Here is a 15,870-nt window from a genome sequence, read left to right as displayed (position 1 = left end):
TCGAATCAGCGGGCAGGCGGCAGCGTGATGCCGGGGAAGGTCTTGATCACGGCGGAATCGTCCTCACCGCCGTGGCCGGCGCTCGACGCGCTCATGAACATCTGGTGCGCGGTGGCCGACAGCGGCAGCGGGAACTTGCTGCGGCGCGCGGTATCGAGCACGAGGCCGAGATCCTTCACGAAGATGTCGACGGCCGACAGCGGCGTGTAGTCGCCGTTCAGGATGTGAGGCACGCGGTTCTCGAACATCCACGAATTGCCGGCGCTGTGCGTGATCACGTCATACAGCGCGTCGGCGTCCACGCCTTCGCGCAGGCCCAGCGCCATCGCCTCGGCCGCTGCGGCGATATGCACGCCGGCCAGCAGCTGGTTGATGATCTTCACCTTCGAGCCGATGCCGTGCGCGTCGCCGAGGCGATAGACCTTGCCGGCGATCGCGGCGAGCACGTCCTCGCAGCCCGCGTACGCGGCGGCGGGGCCCGACGTCATCATCGTCATCTCGCCGGAGGCCGCGCGCGCGGCGCCGCCCGATACCGGCGCATCGAGCATCTGCAGGCCGGCCGCTTCGATGCGCGCGCCGAGCGCGACCGCGAATTCGGGCGCGACGGTCGCGCTCGCGATCACGACGCTGCCCGGCTTCATCGCCGCGACCGCGCCGCGCTCGCCGAACAGCACCGCTTCGGTCTGCGCGGCATTGACGACGAGCGTGACGACGACGTCGCACTGCGCGCCGAGTTCGGCCGGCGTCGCGCAGGCGATGCCGCCTTCGGCGGCGAATGCCTGCAGCACGGTGTCGCGCACGTCGCATGCGTGCACGCGCAGGCCGGCGCGCAGCAGCGAGCGGGCGACGCCGAGGCCCATCGCGCCGAGGCCGATGACTCCAACATTTCGTGACATGGTCAACCTTGATCGATTCGGGAGAGGTTCGTGACAGCGGCGGCGCCTGCAACGGCCGCGGCCGCCGGCGTCAGCAGATGCCGGCTTCCGCGAGACGGCGGGCGGCGTTGTACATGTGCGTGCGCGCCGCGTTGCGTGCGGCCATCGGGTCGCGCGCGCGGATCGCGTCGGCGATCGCCGCGTGTTCCTCGCGCACCTGGCGCGAAAAGTCCTCGCGCGTCGCTTCGTTGCGCCGCGTGACCTTCACGCCGGCCTCGAGGTACTGGTTCAGGAACTGCAGCGTCTTCAGGAAATACGGGTTGCCGGTGACGGCCGCGATCGTGCGGTGGAACGCGACATCTTCCGCGACGCCGTCGCGCCCTTCGGCCACGGCATCGTCGATCTTGCGCAGCGCATCGTCGATGTCGGCCATGTCTTCGTCGGTGTGGTGCAGGGCCGCTTCGGCCGCGACCTCGGCCTCGATCGCGCGGCGCACCGCGAGCAGGTGCGGCAGCGAGGTGGCCTCGACCGCTTCCGCGTAGTCGATCCGCAGCGGACGGATCGCGCCGTGCTGGTTCACGTACACGCCGCTGCCCTGGCGCGGCTCGACCACGCCTTCGTTCTTCAGCCGCGAGATCGCCTCGCGGATCACGGTGCGGCTCACGCCGAATTCCTGCGCGAGCACGGCCTCCGTCGGCAGCTTGCCGGTGGCCGAGAAGCTGCCGACTTCGATCTGCTTGAGCAGTTGCTGCGCGACATGGTCGCTCATCGCACGGGCGGGAATTTTCTCGAACATGGTGCTCTGGTTTGTAAGGTTATGTGGTCATCATACAAATTTCAGCGAGCAGCAGCATCCGGAATAACCCTCGATCGGCACGGCGCCGATCGCCTACTACACTGGATCAACCGGGGTGGGTCCGGCCATTGCTGCACCAGCGAGGCAAGCCATGTTTGTGAGCCAGCCAGAACGAATGGAATTGCCGGGGCAAGTCGTGCTCGTGCTCCAGGGCGGCGGCGCACTGGGCGCGTTCCAGCTCGGCGTCTTCCAGGCGATGAGCGAATCCGGCATCGAGCCGGACTGGGTCATCGGCACGTCGATCGGTGCGATCAACGCGGCGCTGATCGCCGGAAATCCGCCCGAGCATCGCTATCGGCGCCTCGAGGAGTTCTGGCGGCGCGTGACCGAACGAACCGAACTCGCCGGCCCCGTCTCGCTGCCGGGCTGGGACAGGCTGTTTGCCGAGATGATGATCATCGGCAGCGGCATCGCGGGATTCTTCCAGCCCAATCCGGCATCGTGGCTCGGGCCGATGGCGCGCCTCGGCGTCGATCGTGCGTCGTATTACCGGATCGCACCGCTGCGCGACACACTCGCGTCGCTGATCGATCCCGACCTGCTGAACGCGGGCCACCCGCGCCTGACCGTCAGCGCGGTCAACGCGTGCACCGGTACGATGCGCTATTTCGATTCGCGCGACCCCCACAACTCGCTGACCGTCGAGCACATCATGAGCTCGGGCGCGCTGCCGCCCGCGTTTCCGGCGATACGGATCGACGGCGAGCCTTACTGGGACGGCGGCGTGTATTCGAATACGCCGGTCGAGGTCGTGCTCGACGACAATCCGCGCCGCAGCTCGATCATCTTCTCGGTGCAGATGTGGAATCCGGCCGGCCCGGAGCCCGAGAGCATCTGGCAGGTGTCGGAGCGGCAGAAGGACATCCAGTACGCGAGCCGCACCGACAGCCACATCGCGCGCCAGCAGCAGATCCACCGGCTGCGCCATGTGATCCGCGAACTGGCCCGCCACGTGCCGGAAGCCGAGCGCGTGACGCCCGAAGTCCGGGCGCTGGCCGCGTGGGGATGCGAAACCACGATGCACCTGGTCAAGCTCGCGGCGCCGCGCCTCGCCAGCGACAATCAGCTGAAGGACATCGATTTCACGCCGGCCGGCATCGCGGCCCGCCGGCAGGCCGGCTACGACGCCGCGATGCGCGCGATTGCGGCGCGCCCGTGGGAGGCGCCGATGGACCCGATCGAGGGATTGAGCGTCTATAGCCCGGACGAAGCCGCGACCAGCGCAGCGCATGTCTGATGCGCTTCGCGCAGCCGCGATCGGGCGCGCCGGGACGGCGATCAAAGCTGGTATGCTGCCCTGATCGTAACCATGGAGGAGGGTGTCATGGCTGCAAAGGAAGTGTCGAAGAAGAAGTACCTGAAAATCCTCAACAAGCGCCTGCGCGCGCAGCCGGACGCCCCGGCCGGCGCGTCGTTCGTGTTCTACCCGCCGGGCGCGAAGGCGAAACACGCAACCGGCGTCGTCTCCAGCGAGCCGGGCAGCAAGCACGATCTGGCGATGATGGCCGCGATCCAGCGCAAGGCGGCCGAGGAGTTCATCGTGACCGACGCGCAGGTGAAATAGGCGGGCCCAGCCTGATCGACGCCCGGTGGCGCGCACGAGGCGCGGGGCCTTTCGTCAATCCGTCGTCCCCGCATAGGCCGCCTGCAGCGCGGCGACGTCGAACTTCGTCATTTGCATCATCGCGCCGGCCACGCGCGTGGCCTTGACGGTGTCGCGGTCGGACATCATCGGGATCAGCGCTTCCGGAACGATCTGCCACGAGACGCCATAGCGGTCTCGCAGCCAGCCGCAGGCGTCGGCCGTGCCGCCGTTGTCGAGCAGGGCGTTCCAGTAGCGGTCGAGTTCCGCCTGGTCGCGACAATTGACCATCAGCGAGATCGCGTGGTTGAACGTGTCGGTGCGCGGGTGGCTCATCGCGAAGAACGGCTGCCCGAACAGCTCGAACTCGACGACCTTGGTGGCGCCGGCGCCCGTCACCGACGTGACCCGATTCACGCGCGAGTCCGGAAAGATGCCTGCATAGAAGGTGGCGGCTTCTTCGGCTTCCGCCGCGTACCAGAGGAACGGCGTGATCTTCTGAATCGTCATGGCGAGTCTCCTGTCAGTGTGGGCCAAATGCCCGGGCAAGTTGCGTGCCGCCATTGAGACGACGGAGAGAGGCCACCAAAATTAACACGTCGAGAAGAGAAACTTCACACCTTTTTGTGCGCTTCGGTCATGCGGACGCGACCCCGGTTGATCGGTCGCAGCGCTTCCTGATCAGGTATCCGAAGTTTGGGTTGAGCAAGCTCAGCGCACACCCGCGAAGCGAATGTCCGGATAGGTCAGGCGCGGCATCCGGCTTTCCAGGAACGCGAGGAGTTCGCGCACCTGCGCGGCTTTGCCGGAGTCGTCCGGCCAGACGAGGTAGTACGCGTCGCCGGTATTGACGGCCGTCTTGAACGGCAGCACGAGCTGCCCCGAATCGATCGCGCCGGCGCACAGCGCGAGATCGCCGATCGAGATGCCGTGGCCGGCGATGGCCGCCGCGATGCCCTGTTCGAGCATGTCGAACACCTGCCCGCGCGTGATGTCCACATCGAACGCGTGTCCGCTTCCGTTGAGCCAGCGGCGCCAGTCGCGCCGGTCGGGCGACGGGTGGATCAGCTCGCACGCGGCAAGATTCGCACGGGCCGCCGGCGCGAGCGCGTGAGAGCAGATCGGGATCAACCATTCGTCGAACAGCTTCACGCACTGCGTGGCCTCGCCGAACTTGCCTGCGCCCAGCAGGATCGCGCAATCGTAGGATTCGCTGAAGAAATCGACGGTGTCGACATCCATCCACACGCTCGCGATCTGCACCTCGAACGCGGGCCGCGTGTTGCGAAAGGCGGCCAGTGCATCGAGCAGCCAGCGCATCGTGAGCGTGGACGGCGCCTTGAGCCGCAGCACGTCGCGTTGCGACTGGAACAGCATGCAGGCTTCCTCGATCTGCCGGAAGCCGCGCCGCAGCCCCGACGCGAAGATCTGCGCTTCCGCCGTCACGGTCATCCTGGGGCCGCGCCGGACGAACAGTTTCCGCCCGAAGTAAGCCTCGAGCGTCCTGACGTGCTTGCTCACCGCGCTCTGCGTGAGGCTCAGTTCCTCGGCGGCCAGCGTAAACGAGCCGGTGCGCGCGGCGCTTTCGAATGCGCGCAACGCGTAGACAGGGGGGAGCGGTTTGGCCTTCACGGAGTTCAATGTGAATAAAACTCATGTTATTCGACAGGATTTTCCGTTTTTCAGCGGCGGTCCTGACGCGCAATACTACACGCATCTCGCAGCCACGAGCATCGGGCCGGCATGAGGTCGTGCCGGGCGGCGGGCGAGTCGGACCATCCAACAACTTTTTTTCATGACACTCCATTACCCGCTGCTGTTCGCCTATCTCGCCGCGATCGTGCTGCTCATCGCGACGCCCGGCCCCGTCGTCATGCTCGTGGTCGGCACCGTCGCGCGGCGCGGGTTCCGCCAGGGCATGCTGACTGCAGTGGGCGCGAATGCCGCGAGCCTCGTGATGATCGCGGGGGCGATGCTGATGGTGTTCGGCGTCGTGCTCGTCAGCGATCGCCTGATCAAGTGGCTGCATGTGCTGGGCTGCGTGTTCATTGCCGTCCTGGCAATCCGCACGCTGCATGGTGAATGGCGCGCCGGCCGCATGCGCGGCGGCAGCGATGGCGAACCCGAACCGACGCCCGGGACGCGGCGTCTGCCGGGTGTGGTGCGCGGCTTTCTCGTCGGCATCGCGAACCCGAAGGACCTGCTGTTCTTCGTCGCGTTCTTCCCGCAGTTCGTCGGCATCACGCCGGATTCGCGCGTGAGCCTGGCCATCCTGGCCGCGCTGTGGATCGCGGTCGATTTCGCGATCATGACCGGCTACATGGCCGCGATCAACCATCCGCTGATTCACGGCAAGCAACGATGGATCACGGCCTCGTCGGCGGGTGCGCTGCTCGTGATTGCGCTCGCCGGGTTCGTCGGGGGGATCGGGGGCGTAGCGTAGTGTGCTGGAGACCTGCGTATCGCCGTGATCGGGATGATGCCCTTCTGCGTCAATTGCTCGACATCGTCACGTCCCGGCTCCCCCTCCCGGTCACCAGGCAGCCCGACATGAATGCCTCGCCCTGACTGCTGGCCGCGGCATCGTCGAAGCCCTGGCCGAGCGCGTCGTGCTTCACCCGCTGCGCGCCCTGCTTGCACGCAAGCGGGCTGGCGTCGAGCCCGCGGGCATGCAGCAACGCGCGATCGGCAACGAGATACGCCAGCAGCGCGACAACAGCGATATGCACAGCTCTTCTCATGGTTCGTCTCCTCGTCGCTCAAGCGTAACGCGGACGCGCGTCGTGCGGCACTCGGGGCTTCCCCGGTAAGCGCTGGCTTAAATAACGGCTCGGCAAGCCGCCCGGCGCCGATCAGTCCACCTCTTCCTCGACCACGTCAGGCACGGCCGCGGCCTCCCCGCCGCGCTCCCGATAAGTCGCCGGCGGCACGCCGAACTGCTTGCGGAACTCGCGCCCGAGGTGCGACGCATCGGCGAACCCGCAGCTCGACGCGATATCGGCCACCGTGCGGTCGGAACTCGTCAGCAGCCACGCGGCCGTGCGCAGCCGCACCTGTTTCGCGAACGCCTGCGGGCTCTTGCCCGTTTCGGCCTTGAACAGCCGCTCGAGCTGCCGCGTCGACAGGTCGAGCTTGTTCGCGAGCTCGTCGAGCGACAGCGCCCGGCCGACATGCTGTTCCATCAGGAGAATCGCGCGCTTGACCTTCGGGTGGGTCGCCGGCTCGAGGCCCGGTGGATGCGGCTGCGGGGCGTTCCCTTTCTGCATCTCGCCGACCAGCAGGATGCGCAGCGCCTTCTGCACGGTCGCGTGATCGAAATGGCGCAGCAGGATCGCGGCGGCGACGTCGATCGACGCGCGGCCGCCCGAGCAGGTGATGCGGCGCCGGTCGATCACGAACAGCCGGTCGGCGATCAGCAGGTCGGGGTCGGCGGCCGGAAAGCGCTCGATGAAATCCCAGTAATGGAACCAGCTCACGCAGGTGCGGTAGCCGTCGAGCACGCCGGCGCGCATCAGCGTGAACACGCCGGTGCAGATCCCGACGACCGTTGCGCCGCCGGCCGCCGCGCGGCGGATGAAGTCGAGCGTCTCGGGGCCCGCCTGCGGCCCCGAATGCAGCAGCCCGCCGACCACCACCACGTAGTCGAACGGCTCGGCCGCGTCGAACGTTTCCCATGGCGTGATCTGGATCCCGCAGCTCGCGCGCACCGGCGCGAGGGTCTCGCCGATCACGCTCCATGCGCAGCGCACGGGCTTGCTGTAGTCGCCGTCGTCGGCCGACAGCCGAAGCATGTCGACGAAGCCCGAGAAGGCCGTCAGCGTGAAATTCGGCAGCAGCACGATGCCGAAGCGGATGCGGCGCGGTGCGGGCTCTGCGAGGGGGGAAGCGGGTACGTCGGGTGTCATCGCGGCCAATCTCTTCACGGCGCGCCGGGGCGGCCAGGTCTCACTTTCTACAGGGTCGGCACGGGCGGCGCGGATGCCCCAGCGTCGCCGATCGATGGCGCGCGCACTTGCGTTTTTCCGTCGCGAACCATCGCCAAAACGCACTTTCCGGCCCGCCGGCGCGGCGCTTGGCGGCGGTATCCCACGCCGATGCCGCTTTTGTTCTATCGGCCGATTTTACGCTTTGATGTACTGGTGCCCAACGTCACTTGATGTATGTCCCCCCATCCAGAGGAAGCCAGATGAACGTCAGCGCGTTCGACCTGTTCAAGATCGGTATCGGCCCGTCCAGTTCGCACACGGTCGGCCCGATGATCGCCGCGTGCCGCTTCGCGTCGCACGTGGAGGACGCGAACCTGCTCGGTTTCGTGCGCCGCGTGCGGGTCGAACTATACGGCTCGCTCGGCGCGACCGGCAAGGGCCACGGCACCGACAAGGCCGTGCTGCTCGGCCTCGAGGGCCACCTGCCCGACACGATCGATCCGGACCTGATCGAGCCGCGGCTGGCCGCGATCCGCGCGGAGAAGTCGCTGTCGCTGCTCGGCAAGCAGACGGTGCGCTTCGAGGAAAAGGAGCACATCGGCTTCTATCGCAAGCTGATGAGCGGCACGAGCATCGTGCACCCGAACGGGATGCGCTTCCAGGCGTTCGACGAGCACGGCCAGCTGCTCGTCGAGAAAGAGTATTACTCGGTCGGCGGCGGCTTCGTCGTGAACCGCGACGGCGATCGCGTGAACGGCGTGCGCGCGGCGGTCGAGGTGCCGTACCCGTTCCGCACCGGCGACGACCTGATGCGCCAATGCCGCGAGCACGGGCTGTCGATCGCCGAGCTGATGATGCGCAACGAATGCGCGCTGCGCCCCGCCGACGAAGTGCGCGCCGGGCTGCTCGCGATCTGGCGCACGATGGCCGCCTGCGTCGAACGCGGCTGCAAGGTCGAGGGCGACCTGCCGGGCCCGATGCGCGTGAAGCGCCGCGCGGCCGAGCTGAATGCCCGCCTGCGCGCGCGTTCGGAAGAGTCGCTGCGCGACCCGCTGTCGATGCTCGACTGGGTCAACCTGTACGCGATGGCCGTCAACGAGGAGAACGCGGCGGGCGGGCGCGTCGTCACCGCGCCGACCAACGGCGCGGCCGGCGTGATTCCGGCCGTGCTGCACTACTACGTGAAGTTCGTGCCGGGCTCGAACGAAGCCGGCGTCGTCGAATTCCTGCTGACGGCCGCGGCGATCGGGATCATCTACAAGGAAACCGCGTCGATCTCCGGCGCGGAAGTCGGTTGCCAGGGCGAGGTCGGCGTCGCGTGCTCGATGGCGGCCGCCGCGCTCGCCGCCGTGATGGGCGGTACGGCGACCCAAGTCGAGAACGCCGCCGAGATCGGCATGGAGCACAACCTCGGCATGACCTGCGACCCGGTCGGCGGGCTCGTGCAGATCCCGTGCATCGAGCGCAACGCGATGGGTGCGATCAAGGCGCTGAACGCGTCGCGCATGGCGCTCAAGGGCAACGGCCAGCACTACGTGTCGCTCGATTCGGTCATCAAGACGATGCGCGAGACGGGCGCCGACATGAAGACGAAATACAAGGAAACGTCGCGCGGCGGTCTGGCCGTGAACGTCATCGAATGCTAAACGAAGGATCACCAACATGAGCCGCTACTCGATATTCAGCCTGTTCCGCAACGGCCTCTCGTACCACGAGAACTGGGAAAAGCAGTGGAAGAGCCCGGAACCGAAGAAGGAATACGACGTCGTGATCGTCGGCGGCGGCGGCCACGGCCTCGCGACCGCGTACTACCTCGCGAAGGAGCACGGCATCACGAACGTCGCGATCCTCGAGAAGGGCTGGATCGGCGGCGGCAACACCGCGCGCAACACGACGATCGTGCGCTCGAACTACCTGTGGGACGAATCGGCCGCGCTGTACGAGAAGGCGATGAAGCTGTGGGAAGGGCTGTCGCAGGACCTGAACTACAACGTGATGTTCAGCCAGCGCGGCGTGATGAACCTGGCCCACACGCTGCAGGACGTGCGTGACACCGAGCGCCGCGTGAACGCGAACCGCCTGAACGGTGTCGACGCCGAATTCCTGACGCCCGCGCAGATCAAGGAAATCGAGCCGACGATCAACCTGAACAGCCGCTACCCGGTGCTCGGCGCATCGATCCAGCGCCGCGCCGGTGTCGCGCGTCACGACGCGGTGGCCTGGGGCTTCGCGCGCGGCGCGGACCGCGCAGGTGTCGACATCATCCAGAACTGCCAGGTGACGGGCATTCGCCGCGAAGGCGGCGCGGTGGTCGGCGTCGATACGGTGAAGGGCTTCATCAAGGCGAAGAAGGTCGCGGTGGTCGCGGCCGGCAACACGACGACGCTCGCCGACATGGCCGGCGTGCGCCTGCCGATCGAAAGCCACCCGCTGCAGGCGCTGGTGTCCGAGCCGATCAAGCCGGTCGTCAACTCGGTGATCATGTCGAACGCGGTGCACGCGTACATCAGCCAGTCCGACAAGGGCGACCTCGTGATCGGCGCGGGTATCGACCAGTACACGGGCTTCGGCCAGCGCGGCAGCTTCCACATCATCGAAAGCACGCTGCAGGCGATCGTCGAGATGTTCCCGGTGTTCTCGCGCGTGCGGATGAACCGCCAGTGGGGCGGGATCGTCGACGTGTCGCCGGACGCGTGCCCGATCATCACCAAGACCGATGTGAAGGGCCTCTACTTCAACTGCGGCTGGGGTACCGGCGGCTTCAAGGCGACGCCCGGCTCGGGCTGGGTGTTCGCGCACACGATCGCGCGCGACGAACCGCATCCGCTGAACGCGCCGTTCGCGCTCGACCGCTTCTACACGGGCCACCTGATCGACGAGCACGGCGCCGCCGCCGTCGCGCACTGAACGAGGAGAAGAAAACATGTTGCTGATCGAATGTCCGTGGTGCGGGCCGCGCGCCGAATCCGAGTTCTCGTGCGGCGGTGAAGCCGACATCGTGCGCCCCGTGAACAACGAGAACATGACCGACCGCGAATGGGGCGAATACGTGTTCATGCGCGAGAACAAGCGCGGGCTGCACAAGGAGCAATGGCTGCATGCACAGGGCTGCCGCCGCTGGTTCAAGGCCACGCGCGACACGGTGACCTACGATATCAAGGGCTACGAAAAGTTCGGTGGCGACGCTGCCGGCAACGCACACGAAGAGGGCACGAGCAAATGAGCCAGAAAGACCGCCTCGGCACCGGTGGCCGCATCAATCGCGCGATTCCGTTGACGTTCACGTTCAACGGCCGCACGTATCAGGGCTTCCAGGGCGACACGCTCGCGTCCGCGCTGCTCGCGAACGGCGTGCACTTCGTCGCGCGCAGCTTCAAGTACCACCGCCCGCGCGGGATCGTGACGGCGGACGTCGCGGAACCGAATGCCGTCGTGCAGCTCGAGTCCGGCCCGTACACGGTGCCGAACGCGCGCGCGACCGAGATCGAGCTGTACCAGGGGCTCGTCGCATCGAGCGTGAACGCCGAGCCGACGCTCGAGAACGACAAGTACGCGATCAACCAGAAGCTGTCGCGCTTCCTGCCGGCCGGCTTCTACTACAAGACCTTCATGTGGCCGCGCAAGATGTGGCCGAAGTACGAGGAGAAGATCCGCGAAGCGGCCGGCCTCGGCAAGGCGCCGGAAGCGCTCGACGCCGATCGCTACGACAAGTGCTATGCGCATTGCGACGTGCTCGTCGTCGGCGGCGGCCCGTCGGGGCTCGCGGCCGCGCATGCGGCGGCCACGGCCGGCGCGCGCGTGATCCTCGTCGACGACCAGCGCGAGCTCGGCGGCAGCCTGCTGTCGTGCCGGGCGGAAATCGACGCGAAGCCCGCGTTGCAGTGGGTCGAGAAGATCGAGGCCGAGCTGCGCAAGCTGCCCGACGTGACGATCCTGTCGCGCAGCACCGCGTTCGGTTACCAGGACCACAACCTCGTGACGGTCACGCAGCGCCTGACCGATCACCTGCCCGTGTCGATGCGCAAGGGCACGCGCGAGCTGCTGTGGAAAGTTCGCGCGAAGCGCGTGATCCTCGCGACCGGCGCGCACGAGCGTCCGATCGTGTTCGGCAACAACGACCTGCCGGGCGTGATGCTCGCCGGCGCGGTGTCCACCTACGTGCATCGCTTCGGCGTGCTGCCGGGCCGCAACGCGGTCGTGTTCACGAACAACGATCGTGCGTACCAGACCGCGCTCGACCTGAAGGCGTGCGGCGCGAAGGTGACGGTCGTCGATTCGCGTCCGTCGTCGAACGGCGCGCTGCCGGCCGCGGCGAAGCGGCAGGGCGTGACGGTGTTGAGCGGCGCCGTCGTGACGGCCGCATCGGGCAAGTGGCGCGTATCGTCGGTCGACGTCGCGTCCAGCACGAACGGCCAGGTGGGCGGCAAGCTGCAGACGCTGCCGTGCGACCTCGTCGCGATGTCGGGCGGCTTCAGCCCCGTGCTGCACCTGTTCGCGCAGTCGGGCGGCAAGGCGTGCTGGAGCGACGAGAAGGCGTGCTTCCTGCCGGGCAAGCCCGTGCAGGCGGAAGCGAGCATCGGCGCGGCGGCCGGCGAATTCGGCCTGGCGCGCGCGCTGCGGCTCGCGGTCGATGCGGGCGTGGAAGCGGCGAAGGCCGCGGGCTTCACGGCCGCGCAGCGCCCGGTCGCGCCGCAGGTCGCGGAAACCGTCGAAGGTGCACTGCAGCCGCTGTGGCTCGTCGGCAGCCGCGAGGCCGCGGCGCGCGGGCCGAAGCAGTTCGTCGATTTCCAGAACGACGTGTCGGCCGCCGACATCCTGCTTGCCGCGCGCGAAGGCTTCGAATCGGTCGAGCACGTGAAGCGCTATACGGCGATGGGCTTCGGCACCGACCAGGGCAAGCTCGGCAACATCAACGGGATGGCGATCCTCGCGGGGGCGCTCGGCAAGTCGATTCCGGAAACGGGCACGACCACGTTCCGCCCGAACTACACGCCCGTGTCGTTCGGTACGTTCGCGGGCCGCGAGCTCGGCGATTTCCTCGACCCGATCCGCAAGACCTGCGTGCACGAGTGGCACGTGGAGCACGGCGCGCTGTTCGAGGACGTCGGCAACTGGAAGCGGCCGTGGTACTTCCCGAAGAACGGCGAGGATCTCCACGCGGCCGTGAAGCGCGAATGCCTCGCGGTGCGCAACAGCGTCGGCATCCTCGACGCATCGACGCTCGGCAAGATCGACATCCAGGGGCCGGACGCGGTGAAGCTGCTGAACTGGATGTACACGAACCCGTGGAACAAGCTCGAAGTGGGCAAGTGCCGCTACGGGCTGATGCTCGACGAGAACGGGATGGTGTTCGACGACGGCGTGACGGTGCGCCTCGCCGACCAGCATTTCATGATGACGACCACGACGGGCGGCGCGGCGCGCGTGCTCACGTGGCTCGAACGCTGGCTGCAGACCGAATGGCCCGACATGAAGGTGCGGCTGTCGTCGGTCACCGATCACTGGGCGACGTTCGCGGTGGTCGGCCCGAAGAGCCGCAAGGTCGTGCAGAAGGTGTGCCAGGACATCGACTTCGGCAACGAAGCGTTCCCGTTCATGAGCTACCGGAACGGCACCGTCGCGGGCGCGAAGGCGCGCGTGATGCGGATCAGCTTCTCCGGCGAACTCGCCTATGAAGTGAACGTGCCGGCCAACGCGGGCCGCGCGGTATGGGAAGCGCTGATGGCGGCCGGTGCGGAGTTCGACATCACGCCGTACGGCACCGAAACGATGCACGTGCTGCGTGCGGAGAAGGGCTACATCATCGTCGGCCAGGACACCGACGGGTCGGTCACGCCGTACGACCTCGGGATGGGCGGGCTCGTCGCGAAGTCGAAGGACTTCCTCGGCAAGCGTTCGCTCGCGCGCTCGGACACCGCGAAGGAAGGCCGCAAGCAGTTCGTCGGCCTGCTGACCGAAGACGAGCAGTTCGTGCTGCCGGAAGGCGCGCAGATCGTCGCGAAGGACACGCAGGTGTCGGCGGTCGATCCGACGCCGATGATCGGCCACGTGACGTCGAGCTACTACAGCCCGATCCTGAAGCGCTCGATCGCGCTCGCGGTGGTGAAGGGCGGCCTGAACAAGATGGGCGAGAGCGTCGTGATTCCGCTGGCCAACGGCAAGCGCATCACCGCGAAGATCTCGAGCCCGGTTTTCTACGATACCGAAGGGGTGCGCCAGCATGTGGAATGAAACCAGAAACCAGACGCAGGTGGCGGGCGCGGGCGGCGTGACGCTCGAGTCGCCGTTCGTCGGCGCGGCCGACGTGCTGAAGCCGCACCAGGCGCGCGCTTCGAAGAAATTCACGCTGCGCGAGCGGCCGTTCCTCGATCTCGTGAACGTGCGCGGCGAGTTGGGCGATCCGGCGTTCGTCGCCGCGTTCGAGCGCGTGGTCGGCTGCCGGCCGCCGGCGGCGCCGAACACGGTGGCCCGCGGCGCCGAGTACGACGTGCTGTGGCTCGGCCCCGACGAGTGGCTCGTGCGCTCGCACGGGCCCGTGCAGGCCGGCGTGCTGGAGGCGCAGCTCGCGGAGGCCGTGCAGGGTTCGTATGCGGCGGCCGTCGACGTCGGCAGCGGTTATACCGTCGTCGAGATCAGCGGCGAACGTGTGCGCGACGTGCTCGCACGCGGCTGCCCGCTCGATCTCCATCCGCGCGTGTTCAAGCCGGGCCAGTGCGCGCAGTCGCACTACTTCAAGACGTCGATCGTGCTGGTTCCGACCGGTGACGATGCGTTCGAGATCGTGCTGCGCCGCAGCTTCGCCGACTATTTCGTGCGCATCATGCTCGACGCGGCCGCGCCGCTCGCATCATGAAGCCGTTCGACGAACCGTTCGTGGCGATCGACGCGCCGCGCCTGCGCGGGCGCGGCTGGAGCGTGTTCGTCGACGAACTGAAGGTGCCCGCGCGGATCGGCATTCATGCGCACGAGCATGAAGCGCCGCAGCCGATCGTGATCGATGCGCGGCTCGGCTACCGCTGCGAGCCGAGCGAGCAGGGCGAGTGGATCGATTACGACGGTTATTGCGCGCGACTTGCCGCGTTCCTGTCGCACAAGCCGCATACGCGGCTGCTGGAGACGCTCGTCGCCGACATCGCGGTGCTGTCGTTCCGCGAATGGCCGGCGCTGGAGTCGCTGACGCTGTCGGTGTACAAGCCGAAGATCCGGCCCGGCACGAAGCGCGTCGGCGTGTCGCTCGACTGGACGCGCGGGGATTATTTGCGGTGGACGGGGGCGGCGGGGCGGGTCGGCTCGGCCGGATAGGCTTGGCCGGGTAGATGCCTTTTCTACCCGACAAGCGGCCATTCGACTTGCATAGGCGAATGGCGCCCGTGCGTCCTACCTTCCCGCCTTGCGTCGTGCCATATACCCGAGATACGCAATGATCCGATCGATCTCCTGATCGCTCAGCTGATCCGGCGAGAACGGCGGCATGGCACGCCCGGGCCAGTTCCGAACCGATGCCGGATTGCGAATGTAGCGGCGCAGCGCGGCCGGCTGGAAGTAGTCGACCGGGTTCATCGGCGTGTTCAGGTCGGGGCCGGTGTCCGCGCTGCCCGCGCCGTCGAGCCGGTGGCAGGCGAGGCATTGCGTGACGAACAGATGCTGCCCCGCGCGGGCCGGATCGGTTGCCGGCAGCGCCGGATCGACGGCGAGGGCCGGCCAGCGCGCGACGGGCGACTGTTGCATCGCGAGACGCACGATCTGGAAAGGCCACTGCTCGTTGCGGACGGACGACGCTTCCTTGCCGACCCAGATCAGGTAGAACGGCCCGGCGCTGACCGGCTTGCGCGGCAGCTTCGGCCACGGGTGCGCGGGGTCCTCCACCGCGAGCCATGCAACGGCGCGCGCGGCGTCGCGATTGCGCGCGAGGTCCATCGGCAGTTGCGCGGCGAAGCCGTCGGCCGCGCGCGTCTCGAGCACGCTGTCCGCAGGCAGGGCCGCGCCGTCGAGCAGGCTGGCGAACGGCACCGCGCGGAACGTCATCGGCCTGCCGTAGGCGACATCGTGCGGGACATGGATCTCCGCCGCATCCGGGCGCGCCAGCAACGCCTGCGAGGTGAGCGTGCGGGTCTTGCCGTCCGTCGTGAGCTCGAGCGTGGACTGGGCAGCCGCGTGACGTCCGATCACGCAGATCGTCAGCAGCAGGAGCGAAAAGATCGCGCGTTTGAGCATTTGCTCTCCGTTGGTTGTCATTTTTGCGACGGTGGGGGCAGGCGCGCCGCAATCGCTGGGGGGATCGGCCGACAGTTTATCCGGTGGGACGGACGGATCATGCAGTGCGGAGTGCGTCGTCGGCAGGGAGCGGTCGCGAACCGATGCGGGCCGGTATTGGGAGTCAGGGTGAAGTGCTTGGGCGAACGTTGCGTTGTGGCTGCGTACGGACACCAATACGGCGGCAGCGCCGCTTTTCTCGAATTTTCATGGCTTCAAGCACCTTGAGATCCTTTGCTCATCGAAGCCATAGGTCCTTTCGAGCAGACAACGGTAGCCGCTATTCGTACGTGCTTCAGTACGCAAACTAAAAAAAGCGCTTGTACGAAATAAACACCGCAGGTTTTCACGGTCCCACGCAAGTTCGTTCACGAACAT

The 15,870-nt window shown here is 67.3% G+C and carries 15 protein-coding genes and 1 pseudogene; 9 read left to right on the top strand and 7 right to left on the bottom strand.

Annotated elements, in window-relative coordinates:
• Positions 1–5 precede the first annotated feature (5 nt).
• Both ltnD and WT26_RS32680 read right to left on the bottom strand, forming a co-directional pair.
• Positions 6–905: pseudogene (gene ltnD / locus WT26_RS32685) on the bottom strand (L-threonate dehydrogenase); the annotation flags it as partial.
• Between the two features lie 61 nt (positions 906–966).
• Positions 967–1,671: a FadR/GntR family transcriptional regulator gene (locus tag WT26_RS32680; protein WP_059525098.1), complete on the bottom strand. Its 705-nt coding sequence runs from the start codon at positions 1,669–1,671 to the stop codon at positions 967–969.
• 151 nt (positions 1,672–1,822) lie between these two features.
• Between WT26_RS32680 and WT26_RS32675 the strand changes: the two genes are divergently transcribed.
• Together WT26_RS32675 and WT26_RS32670 are read left to right on the top strand one after the other, a co-directional pair.
• Entirely contained in the window at positions 1,823–2,968 is a 1,146-nt protein-coding gene (locus tag WT26_RS32675) for a patatin-like phospholipase family protein (protein WP_069274867.1), read from the top strand.
• Between the two features lie 87 nt (positions 2,969–3,055).
• Positions 3,056–3,295: a hypothetical protein gene (locus WT26_RS32670; RefSeq protein WP_069274866.1), complete on the top strand. Its 240-nt coding sequence runs from the start codon at positions 3,056–3,058 to the stop codon at positions 3,293–3,295.
• 54 nt (positions 3,296–3,349) lie between these two features.
• On the opposite strand, the gene WT26_RS32665 is transcribed toward WT26_RS32670, so the two are convergent.
• A complete protein-coding gene (locus WT26_RS32665; RefSeq protein WP_069274865.1) occupies positions 3,350–3,823 on the bottom strand; it encodes a VOC family protein in 474 nt (157 codons plus the stop codon).
• Between the two features lie 201 nt (positions 3,824–4,024).
• Complete coding sequence (locus WT26_RS32660; protein WP_069275220.1) at positions 4,025–4,945, bottom strand: LysR substrate-binding domain-containing protein; 921 nt, start codon at positions 4,943–4,945, stop codon at positions 4,025–4,027.
• 163 nt (positions 4,946–5,108) lie between these two features.
• On the opposite strand from WT26_RS32660, the gene WT26_RS32655 reads away from it, so the two are divergent.
• Positions 5,109–5,756 carry a LysE family translocator gene (locus tag WT26_RS32655; protein ID WP_069274864.1) on the top strand — a complete coding sequence of 216 codons (648 nt, stop codon included), beginning with the start codon at positions 5,109–5,111 and terminating at the stop codon, positions 5,754–5,756.
• A gap of 49 nt (positions 5,757–5,805) precedes the next feature.
• Here WT26_RS32655 and WT26_RS32650 read toward each other — a convergent pair whose 3' ends face one another.
• Positions 5,806–6,054, bottom strand: coding sequence for a hypothetical protein (locus WT26_RS32650; RefSeq protein WP_059672653.1), 249 nt, complete (start codon positions 6,052–6,054; stop codon positions 5,806–5,808).
• A gap of 111 nt (positions 6,055–6,165) precedes the next feature.
• Positions 6,166–7,218, bottom strand: a complete 1,053-nt coding sequence (locus tag WT26_RS32645; protein WP_069274863.1) for a GlxA family transcriptional regulator — start codon at positions 7,216–7,218, stop codon at positions 6,166–6,168.
• Positions 7,219–7,499: 281 nt separating this feature from the next.
• On the opposite strand from WT26_RS32645, the gene WT26_RS32640 reads away from it, so the two are divergent.
• The 6 genes from WT26_RS32640 to WT26_RS32615 are packed head-to-tail and all read left to right on the top strand — an operon-like array spanning position 7,500 to position 14,541.
• Entirely contained in the window at positions 7,500–8,885 is a 1,386-nt protein-coding gene (locus tag WT26_RS32640; RefSeq protein ID WP_069274862.1) for an L-serine ammonia-lyase, read from the top strand.
• A gap of 16 nt (positions 8,886–8,901) precedes the next feature.
• Entirely contained in the window at positions 8,902–10,146 is a 1,245-nt protein-coding gene (locus tag WT26_RS32635; protein ID WP_006480591.1) for a sarcosine oxidase subunit beta family protein, read from the top strand.
• A gap of 16 nt (positions 10,147–10,162) precedes the next feature.
• Positions 10,163–10,462, top strand: a complete 300-nt coding sequence (locus tag WT26_RS32630; RefSeq protein WP_027790629.1) for a sarcosine oxidase subunit delta — start codon at positions 10,163–10,165, stop codon at positions 10,460–10,462.
• Positions 10,459–13,470: a sarcosine oxidase subunit alpha family protein gene (locus tag WT26_RS32625; protein ID WP_059525104.1), complete on the top strand. Its 3,012-nt coding sequence runs from the start codon at positions 10,459–10,461 to the stop codon at positions 13,468–13,470. The genes WT26_RS32630 and WT26_RS32625 overlap by 4 nt, the downstream gene beginning before the upstream one ends.
• Complete coding sequence (locus WT26_RS32620; protein ID WP_059525106.1) at positions 13,460–14,092, top strand: sarcosine oxidase subunit gamma; 633 nt, start codon at positions 13,460–13,462, stop codon at positions 14,090–14,092. Before WT26_RS32625 ends, WT26_RS32620 begins: the two co-directional genes overlap by 11 nt.
• Positions 14,089–14,541 (top strand): dihydroneopterin aldolase, encoded by a 453-nt coding sequence (locus WT26_RS32615; protein ID WP_069274861.1) that lies wholly within the window; start codon positions 14,089–14,091, stop codon positions 14,539–14,541. Before WT26_RS32620 ends, WT26_RS32615 begins: the two co-directional genes overlap by 4 nt.
• A gap of 75 nt (positions 14,542–14,616) precedes the next feature.
• Here WT26_RS32615 and WT26_RS32610 read toward each other — a convergent pair whose 3' ends face one another.
• Positions 14,617–15,453 carry a c-type cytochrome gene (locus tag WT26_RS32610; RefSeq protein ID WP_069274860.1) on the bottom strand — a complete coding sequence of 279 codons (837 nt, stop codon included), beginning with the start codon at positions 15,451–15,453 and terminating at the stop codon, positions 14,617–14,619.
• Between the last annotated feature and the right edge of the window lie 417 nt (positions 15,454–15,870).

This window comes from Burkholderia cepacia (assembly GCF_001718835.1).
Lineage (GTDB): Bacteria > Pseudomonadota > Gammaproteobacteria > Burkholderiales > Burkholderiaceae > Burkholderia > Burkholderia cepacia_F.
This window is presented reverse-complemented; position numbering and strand designations above follow the sequence as displayed.